Origin of the sequence: Desmonostoc muscorum LEGE 12446, assembly GCF_015207005.2 — a bacterium.
In the GTDB taxonomy this organism is placed as follows: domain Bacteria; phylum Cyanobacteriota; class Cyanobacteriia; order Cyanobacteriales; family Nostocaceae; genus Nostoc; species Nostoc muscorum.
Genome location: NZ_JADEXS020000001.1, coordinates 7,384,758 through 7,410,208, shown reverse-complemented (window position 1 = coordinate 7,410,208; position 25,451 = coordinate 7,384,758). Strand labels below are relative to the sequence as shown.

The following is a 25,451-nucleotide window of genomic DNA, read 5'->3' as shown; positions in this document are numbered from 1 at the left end:
GGAGTGGGGAGTGGGGAAGAGTTGTCAAATTCTAATTTTCATCTATTTAAATCACAATTCCTTGTAGGGGCGCACAGCTGTGCGCCCCTACCTAACATTTACATTGGTGTTGGGTTGCACTTTGCTTAACCCAACCTACGTTTCTCATTTCCTCACTCTAGTAATAATTTCTCAGCCATTCCTCCATCACTATATTGATACTTTTGAGTAGGTCTGATGTGAGAGTAATATGCAAATTATCTCGACTCCAGTTAGCTAAAGACCGCAATAAAGCTTCTTGGGCTTTTTTTAGTCGCCGAGAGACTGTATATTGCTGCATTTGTAATTGCTTGGCAATTTTGTCTTGAGTGAGTTCTTCCCCGTAGTAAAGTTTTACAATTTCTTGTAATTGCGGTTCAAGTTGAGCGATCGCCACGACTAAAACTTTGTTAATCTCAGTTTGCTGAGAAATTCTTGTTTGTTCTTCTTCTTGGGCAACAATTTCATTAATCAGAGATTCTTGTTGACTTCCTGGAAGATTATCTAGCCATTCCCAAGAATCATCGCTACCTTTAGATATATTCAAAGATTCCGGTGTTGGGTAGCGATATTTGCGTACAGCTTTGGCAGAATTTAACAGCCATTTTTCTAGAGTTTGGGGATTGACTTGTTGACTACTTTGTGAATTATAAGCTTTTGCGATTCCTTGCCAAATTACATCGTCGGGTCGAGAAAGCTGGCGAGAAGTACCAGTTTTTGTGGGAATATACAGAGTTTTGAAAGATTCCCAAGCGAAAATATAAGCATTAATATCTTCTGGAGGTAAGCCAGCATTTTGCAAAGATTCCACCAAAAACTTTTTAGTGATTTTTCGCAAAAGTCCCCAGTCTGTACAAATATCAATTTCGCTATTTTGACGCAAAGTTTCACGAATCGCACTACCAAAGATGGCGTTAGCGTAGTTTTTTAAGCTAAAACCTTGATTGGGATGAAAACCTTTGAGGACTTTATCAACTTGGGCGATCGCAATTTGAAAACAGTCTGATAATTTATACTGAGTGCTAGCAAAATTAGTAACAGTTTTTTGAGATACCCAATAACAAGGTTCTTGCAAATAAGCTGTGAGATGTTGTTTAGCCAGTACCTCTGTTTCGGAAACCTGCCAAAACTTATACCAATAAAGCGCCCAAAAATACTCCGAAGTTTCTTGTGGCGTGTGCTTGACAGAACTTTGCATACTCCGACGCAAACTTGATTCTATCGCCCAACGACTGAAGCGATCGCCAGCAAATTGCACAAAAGTTGAAAAGATTTCAATGATGGTTTGTCGAGGTTGCATAGGAAGTGGGGAGTAGGGAGTGGGGAGTGGGTGAGATGAGGGTGATGAGGGAGATGAGGAGAAAAATTGCAACAAGTTTTTCCCCTTGTCCCCAATTCCGCCTCCCCATTCCCCACTCCCCACTCCCTCATTACGCACCCTACATTTAAATTTATTAACTGAATTCAGAATTCAGAATTCTGAATTCTGACTTACGATTCAATTTCTTTGTGTGCAGTTTTATTTACACAATAAGTGCTTCCCCTAAAGCTCAATTTATGGGTTACTCCTGGTGTAGTCACTCCAGTGGATTCTATATTTGAATTAGCACAAATAAAATAAGTGCTTCCCCTAAAGCTCAATTTATATGTTACTCCTGGTGTAGTGACTTGATCTAATTTGCCATTGGGGTCAGCACGATAGGAAACCCCACGGTAAATCAAGTTACAATCTGCTTCCGATTCGCAAACTGGCTGTTGGGGAAATTCTATTTTTTCGCTGACGCCCTTACTTGTGGAGTATTCAGAGGTTGTGCTAATAATCACAGGAATTAATAGTAAAAGTAACATCTGCCAAGGAGCGAAAATTAAACCCAAAATTAAGCTGATGACTGCAAATACAGCCACCAAATGTGAAATTTCACTATTAATTTTTTTTAAAGCAAAATAGCTGGCGATTAAACAAGCACACGGTATTATCAAAAAGTACGAAGCCATTTTTCTTAACTTCTGAATCAAAAGTAAACAATTTGCAACACAGATCGGAGTTGTTTGCAACATTGTTGTATATTTTACCTCAAATAAATTTTTGTAGTTACCGTACTTTTGGAGTAAAAGTTTTACTTTCAGATATCTGTATTAGCCTTGAATATAATGTATGCAATAAAAAAAAAAGGCGAACTAGTTGCGATCGCCTTTTTAGCTCAGTATCAAATTTTATTCCCTTTATAGCGGTTCCCATTCACATGGGGTACAACATGATATCGCTAGGCGTAGGGGCACGGCAGTGCCGTGCCCCTACAGGTGTACCTTATTAGGTCAGGAAACGCTATCAGGACTTACGCAACTGGCACAATGCGATCGCTAACAAATAGTACTAAAGTACTATAAAAATGCAGATGAAATGAACTAGAGTACAAATGTAAATTGTTCCTTTTCACACCAAATTTTTGGGCTGCTGCTCAGGCTACTGTAACGAATACTTTTGAATATGAAGTTTACTAAATTAGATTATTGCCAGTATCTACTTAGTAGCCAAATTAATTATACCATTACCAATTTGGCAGAGCATTTAGAGAGTATTAGCCATGATACAATTAACTATTATTTGAAAAGAGAAAAATTAACACCTCGTTTACTATGGGATAACGTGAAAGAGGTAGTTGAGCCTGATGACAATGGTTACATAATATTTGATGATAGCATTTTATACCAATTTTATATGAAGCTGCATATAATAGAGTGAATAAACTGGATAAATAAAAATAAGCATGAGCCGCCCTTTTAAGATTGAAATTGCAGAAAGCGAAGCAGAACTAAAGAAACGTCTACAAACAGCCAACGTAGGAAACCAGAAAGAAAAACTGATGATGCTGTGGTGGATAAAAAACGGGCAGGTTCATGAACAGCAAGAAATTGGAAAACGCTTGGCTCTAGATACATCAACTGTCACAAGGTGGTTACAAAGATATAGAGTCGGTGGACTAGATGAATTATTAGAAATTAAAAAAGCTCCGGGAGCAAAACGAAAAATTGATGAGGTAGCGATCGCGGCACTAACAGAGGAGTTAAAAACAGGAAAAGGCTTTAGTAGCTATGGTGCAATAGTGGAGTGGTTAAAAAAAGAACAGGGGCTGGAAGTAGAGTATGCAACAGTATATGCGTTAGTGAGATATAAATTAGGAGCAAAACTCAAAGTACCACGTCCGCAAAGCCATAAGCAGGATGAGAAGTTAGTATCTGAGTTTAAAAAAAACTCGGTATCATTATCGAGAGGCTAGAAAAACATCTAGCACCAGGAAAGTGTATTCATTATCTGTGTCAGGATGAAACCAGGGTGGGATTAAAAACTTTAACGGGAAAAGTAATTACGGCCCCTGGAGTCAAACCAACTGTAGCGGTGAAATGGGAAAGAGAAAATTTTTGGATTTATGGTGCAATTGAACCATTAACAGGACAACATTTTCAGCAAGAATACCCGCAGCTCAATGGTGACTATTTTCAACAGTTTTTAGACTGGTTATCGCAACAATTAGGTTCAGATTATGCAATTTTACAAATAGACCAAGCTCCTGCTCATATCAGTAGTGCGATTAATTGGCCTGAAAATATTATTCCCCTGCTGCAACCACCTCATGCTCCTGAGCTTAATCCCATTGAAAGGCTGTGGCAGTTTCTCAAAAAATCTCTCAAGAATGAACTGTTTTCTGACTTGCAAGACTTACGCACTCGCCTACAACAATTGTTCGAGCAATTAACATCTGAACAGGTGATTTCCATCTCTTCTTATAACTTTATTTTAGAAGCTCTTTTCTATGCAGCTTCATATTAAATTGGTATTAGATAAAAGGTATTCTGAAGAAATAGAAATAGTCAGAAGACAATATAGTGGTAATGAGCATGGTGTCCTTAAAGGCATTGGCGTAGTTAGCTGCGTGTATGTCAACCCTACACTTCAAAGATTTTGGGTCATAGATTATCGAATTTTTAATCCTGATGTCGATGGCAAAACCAAGATAGACCATGTGAAAGACATGCTCCAAAGCCTTGTGTATCATAAGCTTTTACCATTTGATACTGTTTTGATGGATACATGGTATGCGGTACACAGTTTAATGCTATATATTGATAGCTTAGACAAAATTTATTATTGCCCTTTAAAAGACAATCGGTTAGTTGATGATACATTTGGTCAAGCAAAATATAAACGTATTGAATTATTAGAATGGAGTCAAGAAGAATTAGATTGTGGTAAGATAATCAAAATTAAAGGGTTCCCAGCTAATAAAAAAGTGAAACTATTCCGGGTTACTGTTTCTACCAACAGAACGGATTATGTCGCAACTAACGATTTATCTCAAAGTTCCACGGATGTTGTACAAGAGGTGTGTAAAATTCGTTGGAAAATCGAGGAGTTTCACAGAGAAATTAAACAATTAACTGGGATTGAATTTTGCCAATGTCGGAAAGCTAGGCTTCAAAGAAATCATATCGCTTGTGCAATGTTAGTTTGGGTTAGGTTAAAGAATTTAGCCTATACAACTGGTCAAACTATTTATCAAATCAAGCATAACTTGCTTTCTAATTATTTAATTCAGCAACTGAAACGCCCAAGTATTCTTATGTGCTTGGTTTGATTTAAATTGTCGCCTGTCAGGGCTGCGCCCTGCCCGCTATTTGTGCCAGTTGCGTAAGTCCTGGCTATATACTGAGCAATAATCAGCTGAGAATTTATTTAATTTCTTCAAAATTCTCAATGGTCAGATATATTTCTTCATCAGCTATTTGAGCGTTGTAATCGACATTAATTTGGGTTGGATAGCCGAGTTTAGGATTGTAGTTTACATCCAGGCTGGAAGCTTGACGATTGATAGCATCCTGAATCACATTAAAAAGCTTAGGAATTGTGTTGTATTTGTCAAAGAATTCTGGATTTTCAACTGGTTGGCCTGTAGCTACAGAAGTGATTAACGGTTTTTTCCCATTACGTACTTCAATGATTACTGGGCCTCTAGCATCTGGGATACAAAAGCAACCGTTACTAAATGTATAACGATAGTTGGAAATATTTTGCTTTTCCCACAAACGGCGATTAAAATATAACCGTCTGTTATTCAAGTTATGACTCGCTGCCGATTGTGCTATCTCTATGGGAGGTTGAGACATTACTGGTAGATTGAGACCTGGAAATAGCAACAAGCCGACACTGATAATGATAGACAAGCGCATATCAATTAGATGGTAAAAAACACTCTTCTACTATATTAGTAAATTTACTTCTTTAAATGCACTTTAACTTTTGATTAAAATATCTCGGCGTCTGTCCAAGGCTGAAAAATAGTGACAGTACCATCGCCCTGTCTTAATCCCAAGTGTGAATCAAAATCAATATGAGAATAGTAAATTTGTTCCCTCACTAGCGTAGAATTAACATCTAGAGTGACGCCGTGTTTTCTACTATAATTTGCTGGGCGATCGCCAAACTTAAACCACCTGCTTTACCGACAGTTTTCCTAGTAAATAAATATAGCCTATTCAGGTACTCCAACACAATATTCGGGTACTTGAACACAGTGTTTGGGTACTTGAACACAGTGTTTGGGTACTCCAACACAGTGTTTGGGTACTCCAACACAGTATTTGGGTACTCCAACACAGTGTTTGGGTACTCCAACACAGTATTTGGGTACTTGAACACAGTGTTTGGGTACTCCAACACAGTGTTTGGGTACTCCAACACAGTATTTGGGTACTCCAACACAGTATTTGGGTACTCCAACACAATATTCGGGTACTCCAACACAGTATTTGGGTACTCCAACACAGTATTCGGGTACTCCAACACAGTATTTGGGTACTCCAACACAATATTCGGGTACTCCAACACAGTATTTGGGTACTCCAACACAATATTCGAGTATTTGTTCAAAAATCAAATAGTAGTCCTGCTATAGGACTCATATTTGATTTTTGAACAAAACTCAGTACACCTTTATTCCTCCTTCCCAGTCCCCAGTCCCCAATCCCCAATCCCCAGTCCCTTACCTCTACGAGTCATTCAGAAATCAAATCGGATTGCTATAGTATTACTTGTTGATACGGTAAAGTATCTCGCCAGCCTTGGGTACAAGCAAAATACCTTCATGTTCTCGATAAGACCATTCTGTTAGTTGAATCGTCGCTGGATCGCGATAGTTCAAGTTATGAGCAGCACAACGTTCCGGAGAAATCCCAGTAGCTAGAATCACACGAATTCGAGCTTTTTCTCCTTCTATAGAATCAAAAGTGCCCATACCTTTCAAGTGAGTACTATGGGCTAGAACTCCCGCAGGATATCCTTGGAATTTATCCCATTGTTTAAGAAAGTAATCCCGCACATGGTAACCAATTTCAGCTAATATTTCGCCGTGTGTGTAGCTAAATTCGGTAATATGAGGTGCATAGATAATTACTTCTCCACCATCGGCGACTACTGGCTCTAGTTTGTACATTCCTTTAGCAGCCGTCCAAATGTCATCGTACATTTCGGGCATGACTGAAAGCACTTGTTTAAAAGGCTTATCTACATATTTAATATGCAGCTTGGCTGACAATTTTGCAGCAGCTTCCCAGGCTAACTCAGGTTTATCTATATAAAGTCCAGCTAACTGATTTGTTTTTGGTGCAACCACCATTGCTAAGCACAGTTTTGGGGTAGAAATCATATTAGCAGCTCGATTTATCAAGCGTCGGACTGGCGTGATTCCTGGTGTACCAATAATTTCATAACAAGTAATTAAAGCACCCAACCAATGTGATAAATTAATTACTTCCTGACCACTAATGCCTGGAAAAAAATATTTATTTCCGCCCGAAAATCCGACAACTTCGTGGGGAAAGACTGGACCGCAAATAATTATTAAATCATATTCTGTTACTAGCTTATTAACACGCACGTCAACTTCCTGATGCAGCATTCCATTACTAATTTCTGCTATCTCGGCAGCCGAAATTACTCCACAAGAAATAAAAGTCTCTGGTAGATGCCAAAGGTGATTAAAGATGTGAACTCCTTTAAAAGTTGTCTCTCGCTCCTCTGGTGTTACCCCAACTAAACGATTGATTTGTTCCTCACTCATGGGATTATGTGTACCCAGAGCAATTAAAAAATCCAATGCAGCAACTCTGTGATTTAACTCCTGATGCAGCAATCGAAACATTTGCGGGATGGGAGCAGTGCGGGTTCCATCTGGAATTAATACTAAGATGCGCTGTCCATCAAATCTAGAATCTGCTAAAGCTTGATGAACGAGTTGGCAAACTTCCTCATCTGCAAGGGTGCCATTTTTAGTTACGGCTAATGAATACATTTCTAAACTCCGCTGTAGATGCTAAATCCACCGTCTACTGGTACAACTACCCCGTTGACGAAACTAGAACCAGAACTGCATAACCAAATCAAGGTACTAAGTAATTCCTGGGGTTCTCCAAAACGCCCAGCTGGGGTATGAGCAATGATTTTTTGTCCACGATCGCTTAAACTACCATCTGGATTTAAAAGTAAATCTCGATTTTGTTCGCCAATAAAAAAACCTGGGGCGATCGCATTTACTCGCAACCCGTCCCCATATTTTTGAGCGAGTTCCACTGCTAGCCAACGAGTAAAGTTATCTATGGCTGCTTTCGCCGCTGAGTAACCAACCACCCGACTAATCGCCCGGATAGCAGACATGGAAGAAATATTCACAATGCAACCTTGGGGTTGATTTCTTTCCACCATCGCTTGACCAAAAACCTGGCTGGGTAGTAAAGTACCCACCAAATTGAGACTAACTACTTGCTCAAATGCTACGTGCGGCATATCAAAAAAAGTAGCGTCAGCTGTAATTGTGGCAGCTGGAATATTACCACCAGCGGCGTTTACCAGGATGTCTATCTTACCCCAATGCTTTAAAATAGCGTGTCTGGCTATTTCTAATTGGGAGCGATCGCCAACATCTGCCAGCACCACCATACTTTCCCCACCATTAGCGGTAATATCAGCTACAACTGCATCCGCCCGTGCTTCATTGCGGCCGAGAACCACTATTCGCGCTCCCGCAAGGGCTAAACCCCGCGCCATCGCCCCACCAAGCACACCAGAACCACCGGTGACTACTGCTACTTGGTCTTTGAGGCTAAAAAGTTGATGCAAAATCAAATCTGATTTATTCAATAAGTTTGGCATTGATAATTCCTCTGTTTAGTACTTTGTTAAGACACAATCTTGATTTCATCAACGGTGGGTTAATTTTTGCAGGTCGATGCAACTAAGGTGCAGGTCGATGCAACTAAGGTGCAGGTCGATGCAACTAAGGTGCAGGTCGATGCAACTAAGGTGCAGGTCGATGCAACTAAGGTGCAGGTCGATGCAACTAAGGTGCAGGTCGATGCATCAAAGGTGCAGGTCAATGCAACTAAGGTGCAGGTCAAGAAACGTCTAATTTGTAAGCAACCTTGGCGAGGTCGTAAGCTAAAGCATGAGCCATTTCATAGCCTTCTTCTTCCTCAATTAACCCGCGTGTTACCAATCCCGCTAACCAGTTACAAGCTACACGTCGCCAAACAGTGTGGCGGGCAGGAATGGAAACAAAAGCCCGTGTATCATCATTAAAGCCGGCGGTATTATAAAGTCCAGCGGTTTCCATCACCTGATTGAAGTATCGTTCCATGCCATTGATGCTGTCGTGAAACCACCAGGGCGGCCCCAGCAGTACTGCGGGATAATGACCGGCTAAGGGAGCTAGTTCGCGGCTATAAGTGCTTTCATCTAATCCAAACAGGATTAAGTGAAAGTTTTGGTGATTACCGTAGGCTGTCAACAACGGATGCAAATTTTCCGTCCACTCTATCTTCAAGGGAATATCAGCACCTTTATCTGACCCAAACTGCTCAAAGACAGACGAATTATGATTACGCATAATACCGCAATGCATTTGCATCACCAGACCATCTTCTACACTCATTCGAGCCATTTCCGTGAACATATGCCCAGTAAAACGCTCTGCATCACCGGGATTTAGCTTATTAGCTAATGCTCTAGCAAAGATGGCTTCTGCTTCCTGGTGGGTAAGGCGTTCGGTATAAGGTGTTGCTGCACTATGGTCGGTAGCTGTGGCGCCCATTTTTTTAAAGAAGGCTCGACGTTCTTCTAGAGTTTGCACGAAAGTAGCGTAAGTACTAATTTCTCGCCCAACAGTGATTTCCAGCTTGCTGAGATTTTCCCGCCAACCAGGAGTATCCAGGTTGACTACTGCATCTGGTCGAAAAGTAGGTTTGATCTGAGTAAAACCTTCTTGGTGTAATGATTGATGGTACTCAAGAGCATCGCTAGCCGCATCGGTAGTACAAAGCACTTGAATATTAAACTTTTTGAATAAAGCACGAGGTGAGAATTCAGGTAACAATAACAGTTTTTCCAGGTAATCATAGATATGTGCGGCGTTGCGAGAGTTTAAAGGCTCATCCACCCCAAAGACGTTAGTGAGTTCGTCTTTCAGCCACAACCCAGAGGGAGTACCTTGGAATAAGTAAAAATGGTCGGCGAAAAGCTGCCAAATCTTGCGGTGGTCGGTTTCTACTGCTGAACCATCACGGGTAGGTATGCCGAGAGCTGACAAAGGTACGCCCCGACTATAAAGCATACGGAAAATGTAATGGTCAGGAATAATCAATAATTCCGTTGGCGAACCAAAACGGGCTGCTGGATTAGCTAATAAGGCTGGGTCTACGTGTCCGTGGGGACAGACCAGGGGTAGAGTAGATATGCTGTCAAAAAATTGACGAGCTAGTTGTCTTTGAATTGGTTCTGGAGCGAAACAGCGATCGCCAGATAAACTCCATTTTTTCGCTAACATAATTTTTGTCATTAGTTATTTGTCATTTGTCATTTGTCATTGGTCATTAGTTTTTCTCCGCGTCCCCTCATCTCCCTCATCTCCCTCATCCCCCTCATCCCCCTCATCCCCCTCATCCCCCTCATCCCCCTCCCCCAAATGCCGCAGTACTACCCCGCTTTACTAGAAAAGGAGAGAAAACGCGGTTTTCTACGGTTTTTTCCTCTAGTAAATCGAGTAACATTTCCATCGCCGAGCGACCAATTTCCAACATTGGTTGGCAAACTGTCGTCAGTGACGGCGTTACGTAACGACAAAGAGCAACATCGTCAAATCCTACCAAACTTAAAGTTTGCGGTATCAAAATATTTAGTTCTTGGCAGGCTAAGAGAGCGCCAACTGCCACCATGTCGTTGTAACAAAAGATGCCAGTTACACCAGCGGCAAATAGTTGAGGTAGCATCTTTTTTCCCGTATCAACATCGCTGATTCTGATATTGTCTTCGTCACTAATTGCCACCCAATCACTGTTTTGTGGTAACCCAGCTGCGCTCAAAGCCTTGCTATATCCTTCTTGGCGCAGTTGATTTGACTTACTGCGATCGCCCACGCCCAAATAGCCAATAGCCGTGTGTCCCAAATCGATCAAATGCTCTACTGCCAATCGACCACCTAAAAAGTCATCCACTGTCACTGTGTGAAATGTTTCAGGTTGATCTTCTGTCTGACTATTAATCAAAACTGTTGGCACAGAAATTTCACTTAGTCTGTCAGTATTGTTTTTATTAATTCGTGAATCAGTGACTAATATGCCGTCCACTCTGCGGCGATGAAAATTATCAATAGCTGCGATTTCCTGCTCGAAATCACGGTGTGAAGCAGTTAACAAAACACTCAAACCAGCTGTTCTAGCTACCTGTTCAATTCCCTCTACTACCTCAGCGTAAAAAGGATCTGCGATGGAAGTCACCACTACCCCAACGGTATTAGTCCGTTGATTTTGCAAGCTTTGAGCGATGGCATTGGGTACGTAGTTCATCTCCCGCGCTATTTTCTTAATTTCCTCTCGCACCTTCGGGCTAATTAGAGAGTTATCTCGCAAAGCACGCGAAACTGTAGAATGAGAAACGCCTGCTCTGCGGGCAATATCTTCAATTGAAACTTTTCGTTTCTTCATGATTTTACTGTAAGTAATGCAAACGTGTGCATTATAATTTTAATTATTAGCAAAGTTGAGTCATCTGTCAATGGATTCACCCATTAACAAAGCATAAAACTTCGGAAAAAGGGACAGGGGGAAGGCAGGGGAGGCAGGGGAAGAAGAAAAAGGCTTAACCCAAGCGTATTGGGACAGGGGGAGATTTTACAGCAATTTTCAGGTAAATACACCACGTTGTAGGGTAGCACAGCTGTGCTACCCTACCGAGGATTGTGGTTCAAATAGATGAAAAACGCTGTAATCAGCGGTGATTAAGCAAACTTGATATAATTTAACTTTTTTGCAAAACTATGATCGAAAAATCAATGATTATCATCATGATGGGCGTTTCCGGAGCGGGCAAAACCACCATAGGAAAACTGCTAGCAGACTCTTTAAACTGGGAATTTAGCGACGCCGATGCTTTTCACTCGCTGGAGAATGTTGAAAAAATGCGGTGCGGTATACCTTTGACTGAAGCCGATAGAACACCTTGGTTACAAGATTTGCAAGCAGCGATTAAAAACTGGCTGCAAGAAAATAAAAATATGGTGCTGGCGTGTTCGGCTCTCAAAGAAAGCTATCGGCAATTTCTGGTGGTGGATAGCGAACGCATCAAACTAGTTTACCTCAAAGGCTCTTATGAGTTAATTCAACAGCGCTTGCAAGAGCGTCATAATCACTACATGAGCGAAAAACTCCTCAATAGCCAGTTTAATACTCTGGAAGAACCATCAGACACTCTATATATAGATGTTATCGAGACACCCCAGGTAATTGTCCAAGACATCAGAACAGCTTTAGGAATTTAGCATCTCTGTGGGAAAACTGATCTTAAACAAATATAAAGCGATCGCATCACTGTAACGTAGGAGGAAAATAATGTTTCTCAGATTAGCGCAACAACATCAGCAAGTCGTCCAAGACTTGGTAATCAATCTGCAAGCTTTGTCAATTGTACTTGAGCAGCGTGGTTATCTTACATCTTGTTATACATGTGGCGACCAAATCAAGAGTGCTTCATTTATGGTCAGCCTGGAAGAAAAGCACCTGATTCGCTTTTTAGTGTCCGATTACGGTATTACTTGGATGGAAATTTGGGATGACCGCGAATTAATGAAGTTAGAGGGTGCAGAAGCAATCAATCAATTGCAGGAGTTGGCTAATATTGTCAAGTATCCACAGCACAAAATTGACATTGCTAAACATCCACAACAAAAAATTCACTTTGTAAAGTAAAGAATGTTTGCTGAAGAGAAAATGCACGCTTGTGCAAATAGATAAGAAACTTAACAGACATTCTTGCACACGTGTGCAAGAATAAAAATATAGAGTTTATGCACACGTGTGCAAAAAATTTTAATCATCATTAATAGGAAGATATGTCTCAAACTCTAAATCATCCCATCAAACAACCTCAAAACAATCCTTTACATTCATTAGAAGAATGGGAAGAAGATTTACTCAATCGCTATCCCGATCCGAACAGCATACTTAAAGAAGGTAAAACTGTTGAAACGTACAGAAATTACGAAACGACTACTAGAGATACAGTCAAAGAATTCTACCGATTAAATCATATTAATCAAACATATGATTTTGTACTACAGAAAAAAGCAGAGTTTCTCAAGTTTGACAAAAAAGAAATGACCGTTTGGGATGCGGTAGAATTTTTGAATCAACTAGTTGATGATTCAGATCCCGATACAGACTTAGACCAATTACAACATTTGTTGCAAACATCAGAAGCTATTCGCGCTGATGGTCATCCTGATTGGATGGTACTGACAGGTTTCTTTCACGATATGGGGAAAGTACTTTGCTTATTTGGTGAACCCCAATGGGCGAGTGTAGGCGATACCTATCCTGTAGGTTGTGCATTTTCTGATAGAATTGTTTTCTCGGAATTTTTCAAAGATAATCCCGAACGCAATAACCCGAAATATAACACTAAATATGGTATATATGAGCCAAATTGTGGATTAAGTAATGTACACATGTCATGGGGACACGATGAGTATTTCTATAGTATGATGAAACCTTACTTGCCCGAACCTGCATTGTACATCCTTCGCTATCACTCATTTTATCCCCAACATCGTGAGAACGCCTACGAACATTTGATGGATAAACACGATGAAGAAATGTTTAAATGGGTCAAGTTATTCAATCCCTACGATTTGTATTCCAAAAACCCCAATCCTCCTGATTGGCAAAACCTCAAGCCATACTACGAAGACTTAGTAGCTAAATATTTACCGCCAACCTTAAAATTCTAAATTTCTGGCGTCACCAAACCAAAGATTTTGGTTCCTGATTGAGTTTCTCAAGATTGCAATGATTTTTTATTGATCATTATCGGCAAAAATTTTTCGCCAAGCCTCAACCAACCGGAATATTTTTCCAATTTCAATGGCATAACTTGTGTCTGTAAAACGAGAAAAACTGTGTAGATACAGCAGAATTCTGAAGTCAAACAGCCTCTATACCTGAGTACCAGACGAATCGTTGTGTACTTCACTTTCTTTGAAATCCGCTGTATCTGCACATCATAAGTTATCAAAAGTCACTCATCTGACATGATATTACATTGAAATGAAAAATACTTCTTCATTTTGTAAACTTCGATAAAGGAAATTCATTTGTGTCCAGAATCCAGGATAGAATAAAAAGTCAAATAACACAGAAAGTCAAACGTTTAATCAACTAAGATTTTCTAAATCTTAAGGAAACAACTTTTTTCAACCTCAGCACTTTCAAATACAATTTTCCAAAACACAAAAAACCTCATTTTTGGATGTATTGCAACGCTCATTTTTTGCTGGAAACAGCAAAAAAATAATTTAGTGTAACTAATAACAGCAATTAAAATGTCGTCAGATTGCAACATATTTGATAAAAATTGCAATTGCCCAAGCTAGAAGTGCCACTAGACTAAATATCAAGTTATCAAGATTGTATAATATTGCGGATTTATATTCTGCTAATTTTCCTCAAATTCAAATGCATTTTGGGATATAGATGAATATGAAGAAAGTTTTGTTTTTAGCTAGCATATTAAGTTTCGTTGGCATTGCAGTTGTGGGTTGCAACGGCACTCCAAATAGCAACACCGCTACCAATACTACTACTAATACTGCTACTAACGCTAGTTTAAAAAATAAAGCATTGCAAACAATCGGCATTACCTTGGGTGATTTAGGTAATCCCTTTTATGTAGCAGTGCAGAGGGGGGCTGAAGAAAAAGCAAAAAAAATTGGGGATGAGATCAGAGTTAATACAGTTTCCAGTGGCTTCGATTTGAACCAACAAAGCAACCAAATCGAAAATTTCACGGCGGCGAATACTGACTTAATTATCCTCAGTGCGGTTGACAAAAAAGGAGTTAAACCAGCGATCGATCAAGCGAGGAGCGCAGGTAGGATTGTGATTGCGGTAGATTCAGCCGTTGATGCAGACGTGGATGCCATGATTAGCTCTAACAATATCCAAGCTGGAGAGATTGCTTGCAAATATATTGGCGATCGCCTCAACGGCAAAGGTAATGTAGTTATTCTGAACGGTACACCGATGGACTCAATCAATCAGCGAGTCAGTGGCTGTAGGAATTCCTTAGCCAAATATCCAGATATCAAAATCATCTCAGACCAGAACGCAGAAGGGACAAGGGATGGCGGACTGAGAGTTATGAGTGACGTGCTGACAACCTTCCCCAAAATCGATGCCGTTTTTGCCACCAACGACCAAAGCGGCGTCGGCGCAGATTTAGCAGCCAGACAAGCAAGACGTAAAGAACTTTTTATTGTTGGGGTTGATGGTTCACCAGATGCAACCAAAGCAATGGAAGACAAAGACGGTGTATTTGTTGCAACTGCTGCCCAAGATCCCGCAGGCATGGCGCAAAAAGCCGTCGAGGTTGGCAACGATGTCATCCAAGGCAAAAAACTGAGTAATTCTCAGATTCTCGTTCCAGTCAAGTTGGTTACCCGTGATAACCTTGGTAGCTACAAAGGGTGGTAGTGGGGGCAGAGGGGCAGGGGAGGCAGGGGAGGCAGGGGAGGCAGGGGAGGCAGGGGAGGCAGGGGGAGAATAACCAATGCCCCATGCCCTATGCCCTATGCCCGATTCAGATTTTTTTTAAGAGGAGATATATGAATTTAAGAAAAATTGCGATCGCAGCTAGTTTAATAAGTCTGGTTGGTGGTACTGTGATTGGTTGCTCAAATGGCTCTGAAAATGGTACTGCTAGTAATCCTGATACCAACGCTGCTGGTAATACAGCTACTAATACTAGCGCCCAGGGTAAGCCAGGTAGTGGTGATGGGAAATTGCGATCGGTAGCTTTCACGGCTGGCGATTTAAGTAACCCCTTCTTCGTCTTGATGGGACAGGAAATTGAAGCCACAGCCAAGAAAATCGGCGGGAATGATGTCAGGACAACCGTAGTTTCCAGTGCCTATGACCTCAACCAACAAGCCAACCAAATTGAAAACTTCACGGCGTCGAATACTGACATTATTATCCTGAATGCTGCTGATAAAAGTGGCATTAAGCCAGCAGTGGAAAAAGCTAAAGAAGCAGGCAGAATTGTGATTGCGGTAGATACAGGTGCTGAAGGCGGTGTAGATGCCACGGTTACAACTAATAATGTGCAAGCGGGAGAAGTTGGTTGTCAATATATTGCTGACCGTCTCAAAGGCAAAGGTAGTGTAGTAATTCTCAATGGGCCTCAGGTGGACTCGGTGATTCAGCGAGTCAGTGGTTGCGAGAAAGTATTGGCCAAATATCCCGATCTCAAACTCCTCTCCAAAGACCAGAACGGAGAAGGCAGTAGGGATGGCGGATTGAGAGTTATGACAGATTTGCTGACAACCTTTCCCAAAATTGATGCTGTTTTTGCGATCAACGATCCGAGTGGAGTGGGAGCAGAACTAGCAGCCAACCAAGCACAACGTAAAGACTTCTTTATTGTTGGCGTTGATGGTGCGCCAGAAGCCATTAAAGCGATCGCTGTCAAAGATAGTATATATGCAGCAACAGCGACTCAAAATCCGCGAGGCATGGCAGCAAAAGCAGTCGAAGTTGGCAACGACATTTTGAACGGTAAAAAACCCAGTAACCCCACCATTTTGATTCCAGTCAAGCTGATCACCAAAGATAACGTCAGCACGGAGAAAGGTTGGTGAATGGGGACTGGGGACTGGGGACTGGGGATTGGGGACTGGGGAGATGAGGGAGACAAGGGAGACAAGAAGAATAACTCCTAACTCCTCACTTAGCACTTAGCAATGCCCAATGCCCAATGCCCAATCCCCAATGCCCAATCCCCAATCCCCAATCCCCAATCCCCAGTCCCCATTATTTTTACAGGAGTTGCTCATGACCACAAGTATTGAAACCTCCTTTCCTGAAGCACCAACTGCCGCCCCTGTATTAGAAATGCAAGGGATTGCCAAACGATTTCATGGTGTACCTGCACTGCAAAATGTCAATCTGACAATTTATCCCGGAGAAGTTCATGCTCTCATGGGCGAGAACGGAGCAGGCAAGAGTACATTGATGAAAATCCTCGCCGGGGCTTACATTGCCGATGAAGGCGAGATTCGCATCAACGGTACCCCGGTGAAAATTACCGATCCGGCTTCAGCACGCAAAGCGGGGATTAACCTGATTTATCAAGAACTGAATGTTGCACCCAACTTAACCGTTACCGAAAATATTTTCATGGGTAGCGAGTTACAGCGGGGTCAGTTCTTAGACCGCAAAGCTATGGAAGACGAAGCAAAGCTAGTACTCCAAAGCTTGGGAGCAAATTTTACAGCCAATACCATAGTTGGCACCTTATCCATTGCCGAACAGCAGCAGGTAGAAATTGCCAGGGCGCTGAAAGACAACAGTCGGGTTTTGGTGATGGATGAGCCAACAGCAGCCCTATCTGACCGCGAGACTGAGTGTTTGTTTGAAGTCATTCGCAGACTACGAGACGATGGCATTGCCATTATCTACATCAGTCACCGCATGGAGGAAATATATGCATTGGCTGACCGGATTAGCGTGCTGCGCGATGGTCAATACATCGGCAGTCTCACACGGGATGAAATTTCTGCCCAGCGGTTAGTGCAGATGATGGTTGGTCGTTCGATGCAAGACTTTTACGAACATCAACGCCAAACCAATCCCGGCCCGGTGGTGTTGGAAGTCCGAAATATCAGCGACGGACGCAAGATTGAACCGGCTAGTTTTCAAATTCGCGCTGGTGAAATCCTTGGTTTAGCAGGACTGGTGGGTGCTGGACGTACAGAAGTATCCCGACTGATTTTTGGTGCCGATCGCAAAACCAGTGGTGAAGTCTTCCTCAATGGCGTGAAACTGCATATTAATAGCCCCAGTGATGCCATTGCTGCCGGTATCGGCTACGTCCCGGAAGACCGCAAAGACCAAGGTTTATTTCTGGAGATGAGTTCTCGCAAGAATATTGCCCTGAACACACTCAAACAGGATGCCAGGGCTGGGGTTGTCAACTGGGGTTCAGTCAATCGCTTGGCAACGGAAGCGGTGGAAAACTTCAATATCCGATTGGCTAACTTGGAAATCAGGGCGGTGGATCTTTCTGGTGGGAATCAGCAGAAGCTACTCCTAGCGCGTTGGCTAGCCATTAAACCAAGAGTCATCATGCTGGATGAGCCGACACGGGGCGTAGATATCGGCGCCAAGAGCGAGATTTACCGGATTATCAGCGAATTAGCAGCCCAAGGCGTGGCTATTTTAATGGTTTCCAGCGAATTACCAGAAATCGTTGGCATGAGCGATCGCGTTTTGGTAATGCGAGAAGGACAGCTAGTGGGTGAACTCGACGACAGTCCCGGTAAAGAAATTACCCAAGAAAAGATTATGCATTATGCAACAGGAGCATCGGGGGTACTAGAATCATGAGTCAAACAGTAAGACCTACCAATAGAAATAAAGTCGGCAACAATCCAAACGCCCGCCAACCGAGATCCATCGCCACCTTGCTGGAAGTTGCAGGTATTTTACCAATTCTCATACTTATCTGTATCTTATTTACCTTCCTTTCTCCCAACTTCCTCACAGGCGGTAACCTCGTCAATATATTACGGCAGGCATCCATTAACATTGTCCTAGCTACAGGCATGACCTTCGTGATTCTCACCGGAGGCATTGATTTGTCTGTGGGGTCAATGTTAGCTGTTTCTGCCGTAGTTGCGTTACTCGTATCGCTACTTCCGGCTATAGGTTGGGCGGCTTTGCCTGCTGGCTTGTTGGCAGGATTGCTTTTGGGCTTAGTCAACGGCGCTTTGATCACCTTTTTGGATGTGCCACCTTTTATTGTCACCTTGGGTTCACTGACTGCGTTGCGCGGTGTTGCCTATTTGATTGCCAAGGGAACAACAATTATTAACCGTGATATCAACTTTGCTTGGATCGGTAATAGCTATATCGGTCCTCTTCCGTGGTTGGTGATCATTGCCTTACTAACTGTGGCAGGTAGTTGGTTTGTACTGCGACAGACTGTTTTAGGAGTGCAAATCTACGCTGTGGGTGGTAACGAACGGGCAGCAAGATTAACAGGGATTAAAGTTAATCGAGTGTTGCTGTTTGTTTATGGCGTGAGTGGATTGCTATCAGGTTTGGCAGGCATCATGAGTGCCAGCCGTCTCTATAGTGCTAGCGGTTTATTGGGTCAAGGCTATGAATTAGATGCGATCGCTGCTGTAATTTTAGGTGGAACTAGTTTTACAGGCGGGATTGGTACAATTGGCGGTACACTTCTTGGTGCATTAATCATTGCTGTCCTCAACAATGGTTTAACTCTGTTGAACATGTCTTTCTTCTGGCAACTAGTTGTTAAAGGACTAGTAATTATCGCTGCCGTGATGATTGACCGAATCCGCAGACGTTCCAGACGGTAAAAAAATAAAAGGTAAGAATTCAGGAGTCAGAATAGCTACTTGATTTTGTTAGAATTATCAAGCTTGTGTATCTAAGCCTTATAGATTCTAGATTCTGAATTCTTACATCAAAATTAAAACCCCATAAATAAATTTAGGCGCTTCAAAACCCTTGTTATTTATTCTTGATTTTGCCTTTCTCGTTATTTCCACTTTGACAATTCAATAAATTAAAAAACACAATATTTCACCAATTACCCTCATAAATCTGCATTTTAATCTACAAGCCTACATTCGGCAGATCAATAAACTTCTTGCAAAAGTCCTTATTTTTACCTTATTCTTTGTGCGGCAGTCGCTCATGGGGGAGACCCCCAAGACCGCGCTGCCTTGCCTTTGCGCCTTTGCGTGAGATAAAAACTTATTTATGCAAGAGGTCTAATAATCATAAAACTTCTTGCAAAACTCCTTCTTTGCGTTCTCTTTTCTGCGCGGCAGTCGCTCATGGGGAAACCCCCATCGCCCTTGGCGTCTCCCCTTGGGAGAAGACCGTGCTGCCTTGCCTCTGCGTCTCTGCGTGAGAAAAAAATTTATGCAAGAGATCCATACAACAACCAAATATAAAAAGGAGGTCGTACAGAATTCAGCATGAATTCTGACTCCTGAGTTCTGAATTCTTCTTTATAAATTTTCGCTTCAGTAAATCAGTAACAAGATGGAAATTATCAATACCGCTCTTTGCTCTTATGGATTGTCCAGTAAAGTATTTCATGCACCATTTATAAATCTGCATCCTGGATTTCAACTAATCGGTTCTTGGGAAAGAAGTAAAAAGCTAATACAGGAAACCATACTACACCCAATGCTGAAAAATCTTTTATACAGTTTTCCACTGCTTTTATTCTCATGCCCAGCAGTTTGGGCGACTCCTTTGGATGCTAACTTTGGCACCTTGCAGGGACAAGTTACCTCAGTCTCTCAGTTTTCTGATGTCCAGCCCACTGATTGGGCATTTCAAGCACTACAATCGCTGGTGGAACGCTACGGTTGCATTGCAGGTTATCCCAATTCCACCTATCGCGGTAACCGTGCTTTAACTCGTTACGAATTTGCCGCAGGTTTGAATGCTTGTTTAGATCGAGTTAATGAATTAATTGCTACAGCTACTGGCGATTTGGTCAATAAGCAAGACTTGGTAGTGCTGCAAAAGTTACAAGAAGACTTTGCCGCAGAACTGGCTACTCTGCGCGGGCGGGTGGATAGCTTGGAGGCACGTACAGCAACACTAGAAGCGCAGCAGTTTTCCACTACTACCAAGCTCAACGCTCAAATTATCACTGCGATTACCGATACCTTTGGTGATAAGGTAGGAGGGAATAGGGATGAATCCAATGCCATCTTTGCTACTCGCGGCCGTCTAAATTTGGAGAGTAGCTTCACAGGTAAAGATTTGTTGCGAGTTCGACTGGAGTTTGGCAACTTTGCCAATTCCAATGGCTCAAGCCAAATTGCCGCAGCCAGCGGTACCGGGATGACGCGGCTAAACTTCGACAATGACAACAACAATTCACTCTTCGTTCCCCACATTCGTTACTACTTCCCAGTGAGTAGTTCCCTTTCCTTTGTTGTCGGCCCTGTAGGTATTGGTTACAACGACATCACAGACAACGTAACCCCTGCTACGATCGCCGATGATGGCAACGGGATTCCCTCACTATTTGGCAAGAACAGTTTTCTCTTCGAGCGGGGTGGCGGTGGTGCAGCCGCTAACTGGAATATCAGCAAAGACTTGGTTCTGACTGTGGGCTATTTAGCAAATACTCCTAATAACCCAACACAGAGCAATGGGTTATTTGATGGCGGTTACAACGCTCTTGCCCATCTTGTGTATTACGCCAAACAAGGAGCGATCGGTGTCGCCTACTCTCATGGCTATAATCCTGCTGGCACTGTTGATATCACAGGCGGCAGAGGTAGCGCCCTATCAAGCTCTCCCTTTGGCAACAATATTGCTACTTCCAACAGCATTGTCGGTGCCCAGGGATACTATCGCTTTTCGCCAAATTTCCAAATCCACGGTTGGGGTGGATATATCTGGGCAACTGCCGAGAACTCTGGTTTGAGTGATGTTTCTAATGGTAGGGGTGCAACAGATTCTTTGTTTGTGAACAATGGCGATAATGCTAATGCCTGGTTTGGGGCGATCGGCTTGTCGTTTCCAGATGTGGGCGGTAAAGGTAACCTGCCAGGAATTCTCGTTGGTTTGCCACCGCGTATCTCTAACAGTGATGTCCGTGAAGAACCGGACAACGCTTACCACATCGAAGCATTCTATCGCTTACGAATGAACGACCATATCTCCGTGACTCCTGGTTTTTGGGTGATTCTCAACCCAGAAAACAACAGCGAAAATAATACTCAATATGTGGGAGTAATTCGCACAACCTTCGATTTTTAAATTTACAAAGGGGAGTGGGATGAAATTCTTTCCCCCATCTCCCCCAGAGGAAACGCATCTTATTTACTAATAAGAACTAAAGAAGATTTCAACATGATATAGTTTATGCATGATTAACATTTAATTACATTTGTTGCATTGGAATTTCAATGACAAATTCCGAACCTTCTCCAACAACAGAATCACAATATAGCTTACCGCCATGCAGTTCGGTAATGATTTGATAGCTGATAGACAGTCCTAAACCTGTACCTTTACCCACAGGTTTGGTTGTGAAGAACGGATCAAAAATACGCGATCGCACTGCTTGAGTCATTCCGACTCCATTATCTGCAATGGCGATGATAATTGAACGCTCAATTGCCTGGGTGCGTATGATAATTTTGGGTGTAGATGATGCTTCTAATGCATCAATTGCATTCGCCAACACATTCATCAACGCTTGATTAAATTCCCCCGCATAGCATTCGACTTGAGGCAAACTCCCATAGTCTCTGATTACTTGAATTTCTGGGCGTTGATTAGTAGCATTGAGACGATACTGCAAAATCATGAGCGTACTATCAATGCCTTCATGAATATTAACGGTTTTGCAGTCTGCTTCATCGAGACGGGAAAAGTTACGCAGTGATAAAACAATCTCCCGAATCCGCCCAGTTCCATTTGCCATTGATTGGAGAATTTTCGTCAAATCTTCTGCTAAAAAATCAAGGTCGAGTTCTGCCCGTCTTTCTTCGATTTCCGGTGGTGGACTCAGGAAATGTTCGTGATAAAGTTGGGTTAATTCGAGTAAATCTTGGGTGTAGTGGGTGACATGGCTGAGATTACCGTGAATAAAATTGATGGGATTATTGATTTCGTGAGCAACGCCCGCTACCATTTGTCCCAAAGCCGACATTTTTTCACTTTGTACCATCTGCGCTTGGGTGCGGTGTAGTTCTTTTACTGTATTTTGTAACTCGGTCGTCCGTTGTGTCACCCGTTGTTCTAATTCAGCATTCGCTTGTTCAAGTTGCGTAAATGAAGTTTTCAATTGACTTGCCATACTGTTAAATGAATTAGCTAGTTGTCCTAATTCATCTTGTCGAGTGTCATCAAGGTTAATCTCAAAATTACCGTTTGTGAGTTGATCGCTAGCAAGTGTTAATTTCTGGAGTGGTTTGGCAACCTGTTGTTGCAGCACTGAAAACAAGAGTATGACTTCTACAAGCAATGCCAAAGCACCAGCCACCAGCACAAATCGAGCGGTGTCAAACGCGGCTCCCGATAGCAAAGACTTGGGATAAACTGTGACGAAATACCAGTCGGGACCATCTAATCGCGTAACTGCCAAAAATTCATTGTTTTGGACATTTTCGATGACGCCTGTCCGCAGGTTTTGAGCTAATTGCCAAATTTGTTGTAAATGTGAATCATTGAGATCGGCGATATTAATTTTACCTTGGGTCTGTTGAATTTTATCCATGTAATGAGGATGAGCGATCAACCGACCATCGGCTCTAAAAATTAAATTGTAAGTTCCCGGTAACTGATTTTTGATCGTTTGCTCTATCAAATCTTTGAGAATGATATCGTGTCCGACAGAACCTAAAAACCAATCGCCTTCATATACAGGAACGATCGCAGACACCATCCAATCTTTGATATTCGGATCGAAATAAACGCCCGTCCATGCAGGTTTGCGGGTTGGGTTATGGATTGGATCGGCTACGTAGTAAAATTCTTGTTTTGTCAGATCGAAACCAGGAGGCCCTATGAGATTAACAGGCACGTCTTTCCAGTAAAGTACGCTATTCTTGTCAGGCGTATCGAAATAGGTATCTGGAAAGCGCACGCTCCATGCAGGCCCGTAAGCTTGAATTAAGGCGTAAGTTATCATAAATACCCGTTTGCGCCTCGCATCCATTTTCGCATCCCGACTGATGTAGGATGTAGGATATCGAGCTATGTCAAACTGCGAGATGGGTTGATTTTGCGGTGCATTGCGTTGAGTTCCATCAGACCAGCTAAAGTGGACGCGATCAAACTTTGCTGCTAAATCCTCCTCGCTCGGTCGCTTGAGTTGTTCTAAAATTTGTTGCTTCAGAAATATGAGATTGTCTTGTGCTAGTTTGAAAGCATTGCTTTCTCGCTGTCCCCGTTCGGTAATGTATTTCTCTAATTGCTTCTTGGTCTGTGCTTCCAAATTAGAAATGACGTGGAAGTAACTTACGCTTGTAGAAATTAATACAACTCCGGCTACTCGCAGTGTCATATTCAGTAGAGTTTTGCGTGTCAGTGATGTTTTTTTGAGCGATTCATGGCCAAGGGGTGACTTGAGAGAAAAAAGTTTGAATACAGACAAGAAGTTGAACATAAGCCAAAAACTAAATTTGATTTCTCATTTTTAACTGTTTCAGCAGAAGTCCCACATCTCATTAGACGGAGTGTGGGGACGCCAGTCGCCTGCGACGGGAAACCCGTCTATATAGACTTCAAATTATTGACGAGCTTGCTCAACTCAAGGTCTGGATGGTACTGAAAAAGCAGGTGTAGATGATCCTCTTACCCATTGAACTCTATCAGTTTACAATCCCATTTTTCTAATAGTTCTTCCGTTACAGTATTGAGCTTGGCTAACATTTCCACGGTGAAAGCTTTACGCCGATATTTAGTTACTAATACTAGGTGAACTTTTAGATCACTAACCGACCTGCCTTTTGAAACAAAATCGTTTTTCATTTTTCTGGAATTTATCTAAATATCAGTGTATGCTAAAAAAAGTAACACTTAAAAAGTCGAACAACTGAAAACATCCTATCAGTACCGATTAAAGCCTACGAAAGAGCAAGCTAAAATAATTGACAACACGCTAAATATGTTGCGCTGTCAGTATAATTATCAGCTTGGACAAAGGTTTGAGTGGTTGGAGCAAAATCGTTGTTCTATTGATAGATGCTCACTTGTTGTTTGCCACCTTCCAGAGTTAAAAGATAAGCCAAATCGCTTTAGCCAGCAGGCATCCCTAACTCAACTGAAAAAAGACCGAAGCTGGTACAAATGTATTCACTCTCAAGTGTTACAAGAAGTACCAAAAAAGGTTGAAATAGCTTTTGACCGATTGTTAAAAGGTGATAGTAATGGCAAGCGTAGCGGTAAGCCGAGATTCAAGGCTAAAGGTCAATACAAAACTTTTACATATCCACAATTCAAAAAAGAGCATTTTAGCAACGATAAAATAACACTCTCAAAAATAGGCACTATCAAAGTAATTGTTCATCGTCAAATACCTGACGGATTTGATATTAAAACGGTGTCTGTAACCAAAAAGTCAGATGGTTACTATGTCACCCTGAGTTTAGAAGATAAGACTGTTCCAACAATCAAGCCTGATTTTGATACCAATAATATTGTCGGCATTGACGTAGGATTGGTTGATTTCATTGTCACTTCAGATAATGAAATAATTGCTGCTCCAAAGTTATTACGTAAAGCTGAACGTAAATTAAAATCAGCACAACGCAAAATTTCTCGTAGAAAAAAAGACTCAAACCGTCGGAATAAAGCAATCAAAAAGCTAGGTATCCAGCACAAAAGAGTTGCGGATAGTCGTAAAGATTTCCATTTCAAAACTGCTAACAATTTGCTCAAAAAGTATGATGTTATTGCAGTAGAAAAACTAAATATTAAAGGACTCGCTAAATCAAGATTGGCTAAAAGTGTAAACGATGCCGGATGGGGACAATTTATTTCTATACTTACTACCAAAGCCGAAAATGCTGGGCTGAAAGTAATAGCTGTAAATCCAAATGGTACTAGTCAAGAATGTTCTAACTGCGGTCAAAAGGTCAAAAAGCTGTTATCTCAAAGAATGCATAATTGCTCTAATTGTAAAGCAAGTTTGTGCAGAGATTTGAATGCAGCGATCAACATAAAGAATCGTGGGACGCACGATCTAAAAGCTCAAATTATGTCCTCATTGAGGAGTCTTTGAGAAGCCTACACTTACCTGTACTCAGGAAGTGTAGGTACGTCAC

The 25,451-nt window shown here is 41.9% G+C and carries 20 protein-coding genes and 3 pseudogenes; 14 read left to right on the top strand and 9 right to left on the bottom strand.

The annotated features are described in order from the left end of the window. Positions 1-157: 157 nt before the first annotated feature. Entirely contained in the window at positions 158-1,318 is a 1,161-nt protein-coding gene (locus IQ276_RS30495; protein WP_193925999.1) for a sigma-70 family RNA polymerase sigma factor, read from the bottom strand. A gap of 191 nt (positions 1,319-1,509) precedes the next feature. Continuing rightward, positions 1,510-2,013 (bottom strand): DUF4278 domain-containing protein, encoded by a 504-nt coding sequence (locus IQ276_RS30490; RefSeq protein WP_235116112.1) that lies wholly within the window; start codon positions 2,011-2,013, stop codon positions 1,510-1,512. Between the two features lie 493 nt (positions 2,014-2,506). On the opposite strand from IQ276_RS30490, the pseudogene IQ276_RS30485 reads away from it, so the two are divergent. The 4 genes and pseudogenes from IQ276_RS30485 to IQ276_RS30470 all read left to right on the top strand — a co-directional run. Next, positions 2,507-2,737 (top strand): annotated as a pseudogene (locus IQ276_RS30485) (IS701 family transposase); the annotation flags it as partial. Positions 2,738-2,786: 49 nt separating this feature from the next. After that, the gene (locus IQ276_RS30480; RefSeq protein ID WP_190881120.1) at positions 2,787-3,296 is read left to right on the top strand and encodes a helix-turn-helix domain-containing protein; all 510 of its coding nucleotides are present in this window, start codon (positions 2,787-2,789) and stop codon (positions 3,294-3,296) included. Then, on the top strand, positions 3,278-3,847 hold the full coding sequence (locus IQ276_RS30475; RefSeq protein ID WP_190881163.1) for an IS630 family transposase: 570 nt from the start codon (positions 3,278-3,280) through the stop codon (positions 3,845-3,847). Before IQ276_RS30480 ends, IQ276_RS30475 begins: the two co-directional genes overlap by 19 nt. 4 nt (positions 3,848-3,851) lie before the next feature. Continuing rightward, positions 3,852-4,652 (top strand): annotated as a pseudogene (locus IQ276_RS30470) (IS701 family transposase); the annotation flags it as partial. 94 nt (positions 4,653-4,746) lie between these two features. On the opposite strand, the gene IQ276_RS30465 reads toward IQ276_RS30470, so the two are convergent. Beyond that, positions 4,747-5,244 (bottom strand): DUF6174 domain-containing protein, encoded by a 498-nt coding sequence (locus tag IQ276_RS30465; protein WP_193925962.1) that lies wholly within the window; start codon positions 5,242-5,244, stop codon positions 4,747-4,749. 218 nt (positions 5,245-5,462) lie between these two features. On the opposite strand from IQ276_RS30465, the gene IQ276_RS41090 reads away from it, so the two are divergent. Then, entirely contained in the window at positions 5,463-5,969 is a 507-nt protein-coding gene (locus tag IQ276_RS41090; protein ID WP_373690605.1) for a hypothetical protein, read from the top strand. Between the two features lie 132 nt (positions 5,970-6,101). On the opposite strand, the gene IQ276_RS30455 is transcribed toward IQ276_RS41090, so the two are convergent. From IQ276_RS30455 to IQ276_RS30440, 4 genes are all read right to left on the bottom strand, one after another. Then, positions 6,102-7,364 carry a lactate racemase domain-containing protein gene (locus IQ276_RS30455; RefSeq protein ID WP_193923825.1) on the bottom strand — a complete coding sequence of 421 codons (1,263 nt, stop codon included), beginning with the start codon at positions 7,362-7,364 and terminating at the stop codon, positions 6,102-6,104. 2 nt (positions 7,365-7,366) lie between these two features. Beyond that, the gene (locus IQ276_RS30450; protein WP_193923833.1) at positions 7,367-8,221 is read right to left on the bottom strand and encodes an SDR family oxidoreductase; all 855 of its coding nucleotides are present in this window, start codon (positions 8,219-8,221) and stop codon (positions 7,367-7,369) included. 241 nt (positions 8,222-8,462) lie between these two features. After that, on the bottom strand, positions 8,463-9,902 hold the full coding sequence (uxaC, locus tag IQ276_RS30445) for a glucuronate isomerase (protein ID WP_228043478.1): 1,440 nt from the start codon (positions 9,900-9,902) through the stop codon (positions 8,463-8,465). Positions 9,903-10,011: 109 nt separating this feature from the next. Further along, positions 10,012-11,046: a LacI family DNA-binding transcriptional regulator gene (locus IQ276_RS30440; RefSeq protein WP_235116110.1), complete on the bottom strand. Its 1,035-nt coding sequence runs from the start codon at positions 11,044-11,046 to the stop codon at positions 10,012-10,014. Between the two features lie 347 nt (positions 11,047-11,393). Between IQ276_RS30440 and IQ276_RS30435 the strand changes: the two genes are divergently transcribed. The 8 genes from IQ276_RS30435 (at position 11,394) to IQ276_RS30400 (ending at position 21,435) form a co-directional block, all read left to right on the top strand. Next, on the top strand, positions 11,394-11,879 hold the full coding sequence (locus IQ276_RS30435) for a gluconokinase (RefSeq protein WP_235116356.1): 486 nt from the start codon (positions 11,394-11,396) through the stop codon (positions 11,877-11,879). A 70-nt stretch (positions 11,880-11,949) separates the two neighbouring features. Further along, entirely contained in the window at positions 11,950-12,306 is a 357-nt protein-coding gene (locus IQ276_RS30430; RefSeq protein ID WP_193924111.1) for a DUF1815 family protein, read from the top strand. 143 nt (positions 12,307-12,449) lie between these two features. Then, positions 12,450-13,346, top strand: coding sequence for an inositol oxygenase family protein (locus IQ276_RS30425; protein ID WP_193924113.1), 897 nt, complete (start codon positions 12,450-12,452; stop codon positions 13,344-13,346). A gap of 748 nt (positions 13,347-14,094) precedes the next feature. Further along, positions 14,095-15,087: an ABC transporter substrate-binding protein gene (locus tag IQ276_RS30420; RefSeq protein WP_235116109.1), complete on the top strand. Its 993-nt coding sequence runs from the start codon at positions 14,095-14,097 to the stop codon at positions 15,085-15,087. 131 nt (positions 15,088-15,218) lie between these two features. Further along, positions 15,219-16,253, top strand: coding sequence for an ABC transporter substrate-binding protein (locus tag IQ276_RS30415; RefSeq protein WP_193926106.1), 1,035 nt, complete (start codon positions 15,219-15,221; stop codon positions 16,251-16,253). A 193-nt stretch (positions 16,254-16,446) separates the two neighbouring features. Further along, entirely contained in the window at positions 16,447-18,000 is a 1,554-nt protein-coding gene (locus tag IQ276_RS30410) for a sugar ABC transporter ATP-binding protein (RefSeq protein WP_193918013.1), read from the top strand. Then, positions 17,997-18,998 carry an ABC transporter permease subunit gene (locus IQ276_RS30405; RefSeq protein WP_193918011.1) on the top strand — a complete coding sequence of 334 codons (1,002 nt, stop codon included), beginning with the start codon at positions 17,997-17,999 and terminating at the stop codon, positions 18,996-18,998. Before IQ276_RS30410 ends, IQ276_RS30405 begins: the two co-directional genes overlap by 4 nt. 841 nt (positions 18,999-19,839) lie before the next feature. Next, the gene (locus IQ276_RS30400; RefSeq protein ID WP_193918017.1) at positions 19,840-21,435 is read left to right on the top strand and encodes an iron uptake porin; all 1,596 of its coding nucleotides are present in this window, start codon (positions 19,840-19,842) and stop codon (positions 21,433-21,435) included. 124 nt (positions 21,436-21,559) lie between these two features. Here IQ276_RS30400 and IQ276_RS30395 read toward each other — a convergent pair whose 3' ends face one another. Together IQ276_RS30395 and tnpA are read right to left on the bottom strand one after the other, a co-directional pair. Next, positions 21,560-23,689: a sensor histidine kinase gene (locus IQ276_RS30395; RefSeq protein ID WP_228043133.1), complete on the bottom strand. Its 2,130-nt coding sequence runs from the start codon at positions 23,687-23,689 to the stop codon at positions 21,560-21,562. A gap of 212 nt (positions 23,690-23,901) precedes the next feature. Then, positions 23,902-24,156: pseudogene (gene tnpA, locus IQ276_RS30390) on the bottom strand (IS200/IS605 family transposase); the annotation flags it as partial. A 64-nt stretch (positions 24,157-24,220) separates the two neighbouring features. Between tnpA and IQ276_RS30385 the strand changes: the two are divergent. After that, a complete protein-coding gene (locus IQ276_RS30385; protein WP_193918015.1) occupies positions 24,221-25,408 on the top strand; it encodes an RNA-guided endonuclease InsQ/TnpB family protein in 1,188 nt (395 codons plus the stop codon). Positions 25,409-25,451 lie beyond the last annotated feature (43 nt).

Excerpts from the sequence above, each read along its gene's own strand:
- IQ276_RS30455 (WP_193923825.1), bottom strand. The coding sequence starts at position 7,364 with ATGTATTCATTAGCCGTAACTAAAAATGGCACCCTTGCAGATGAGGAA.
- IQ276_RS30465 (WP_193925962.1), bottom strand. The coding sequence starts at position 5,244 with ATGCGCTTGTCTATCATTATCAGTGTCGGCTTGTTGCTATTTCCAGGT.
- IQ276_RS30415 (WP_193926106.1), top strand. The coding sequence starts at position 15,219 with ATGAATTTAAGAAAAATTGCGATCGCAGCTAGTTTAATAAGTCTGGTT.
- uxaC (WP_228043478.1), bottom strand. The coding sequence starts at position 9,902 with ATGACAAAAATTATGTTAGCGAAAAAATGGAGTTTATCTGGCGATCGC.
- IQ276_RS30420 (WP_235116109.1), top strand. The coding sequence starts at position 14,095 with ATGAAGAAAGTTTTGTTTTTAGCTAGCATATTAAGTTTCGTTGGCATT.
- IQ276_RS30410 (WP_193918013.1), top strand. The coding sequence starts at position 16,447 with ATGACCACAAGTATTGAAACCTCCTTTCCTGAAGCACCAACTGCCGCC.
- IQ276_RS30405 (WP_193918011.1), top strand. The coding sequence starts at position 17,997 with ATGAGTCAAACAGTAAGACCTACCAATAGAAATAAAGTCGGCAACAAT.
- IQ276_RS30495 (WP_193925999.1), bottom strand. The coding sequence starts at position 1,318 with ATGCAACCTCGACAAACCATCATTGAAATCTTTTCAACTTTTGTGCAA.
- IQ276_RS30425 (WP_193924113.1), top strand. The coding sequence starts at position 12,450 with ATGTCTCAAACTCTAAATCATCCCATCAAACAACCTCAAAACAATCCT.
- IQ276_RS30400 (WP_193918017.1), top strand. The coding sequence starts at position 19,840 with ATGCTGAAAAATCTTTTATACAGTTTTCCACTGCTTTTATTCTCATGC.
- IQ276_RS30480 (WP_190881120.1), top strand. The coding sequence starts at position 2,787 with ATGAGCCGCCCTTTTAAGATTGAAATTGCAGAAAGCGAAGCAGAACTA.
- IQ276_RS30450 (WP_193923833.1), bottom strand. The coding sequence starts at position 8,221 with ATGCCAAACTTATTGAATAAATCAGATTTGATTTTGCATCAACTTTTT.
- IQ276_RS30440 (WP_235116110.1), bottom strand. The coding sequence starts at position 11,046 with ATGAAGAAACGAAAAGTTTCAATTGAAGATATTGCCCGCAGAGCAGGC.
- IQ276_RS30435 (WP_235116356.1), top strand. The coding sequence starts at position 11,394 with ATGATTATCATCATGATGGGCGTTTCCGGAGCGGGCAAAACCACCATA.
- IQ276_RS30395 (WP_228043133.1), bottom strand. The coding sequence starts at position 23,689 with ATGACACTGCGAGTAGCCGGAGTTGTATTAATTTCTACAAGCGTAAGT.
- IQ276_RS30490 (WP_235116112.1), bottom strand. The coding sequence starts at position 2,013 with ATGGCTTCGTACTTTTTGATAATACCGTGTGCTTGTTTAATCGCCAGC.
- IQ276_RS30430 (WP_193924111.1), top strand. The coding sequence starts at position 11,950 with ATGTTTCTCAGATTAGCGCAACAACATCAGCAAGTCGTCCAAGACTTG.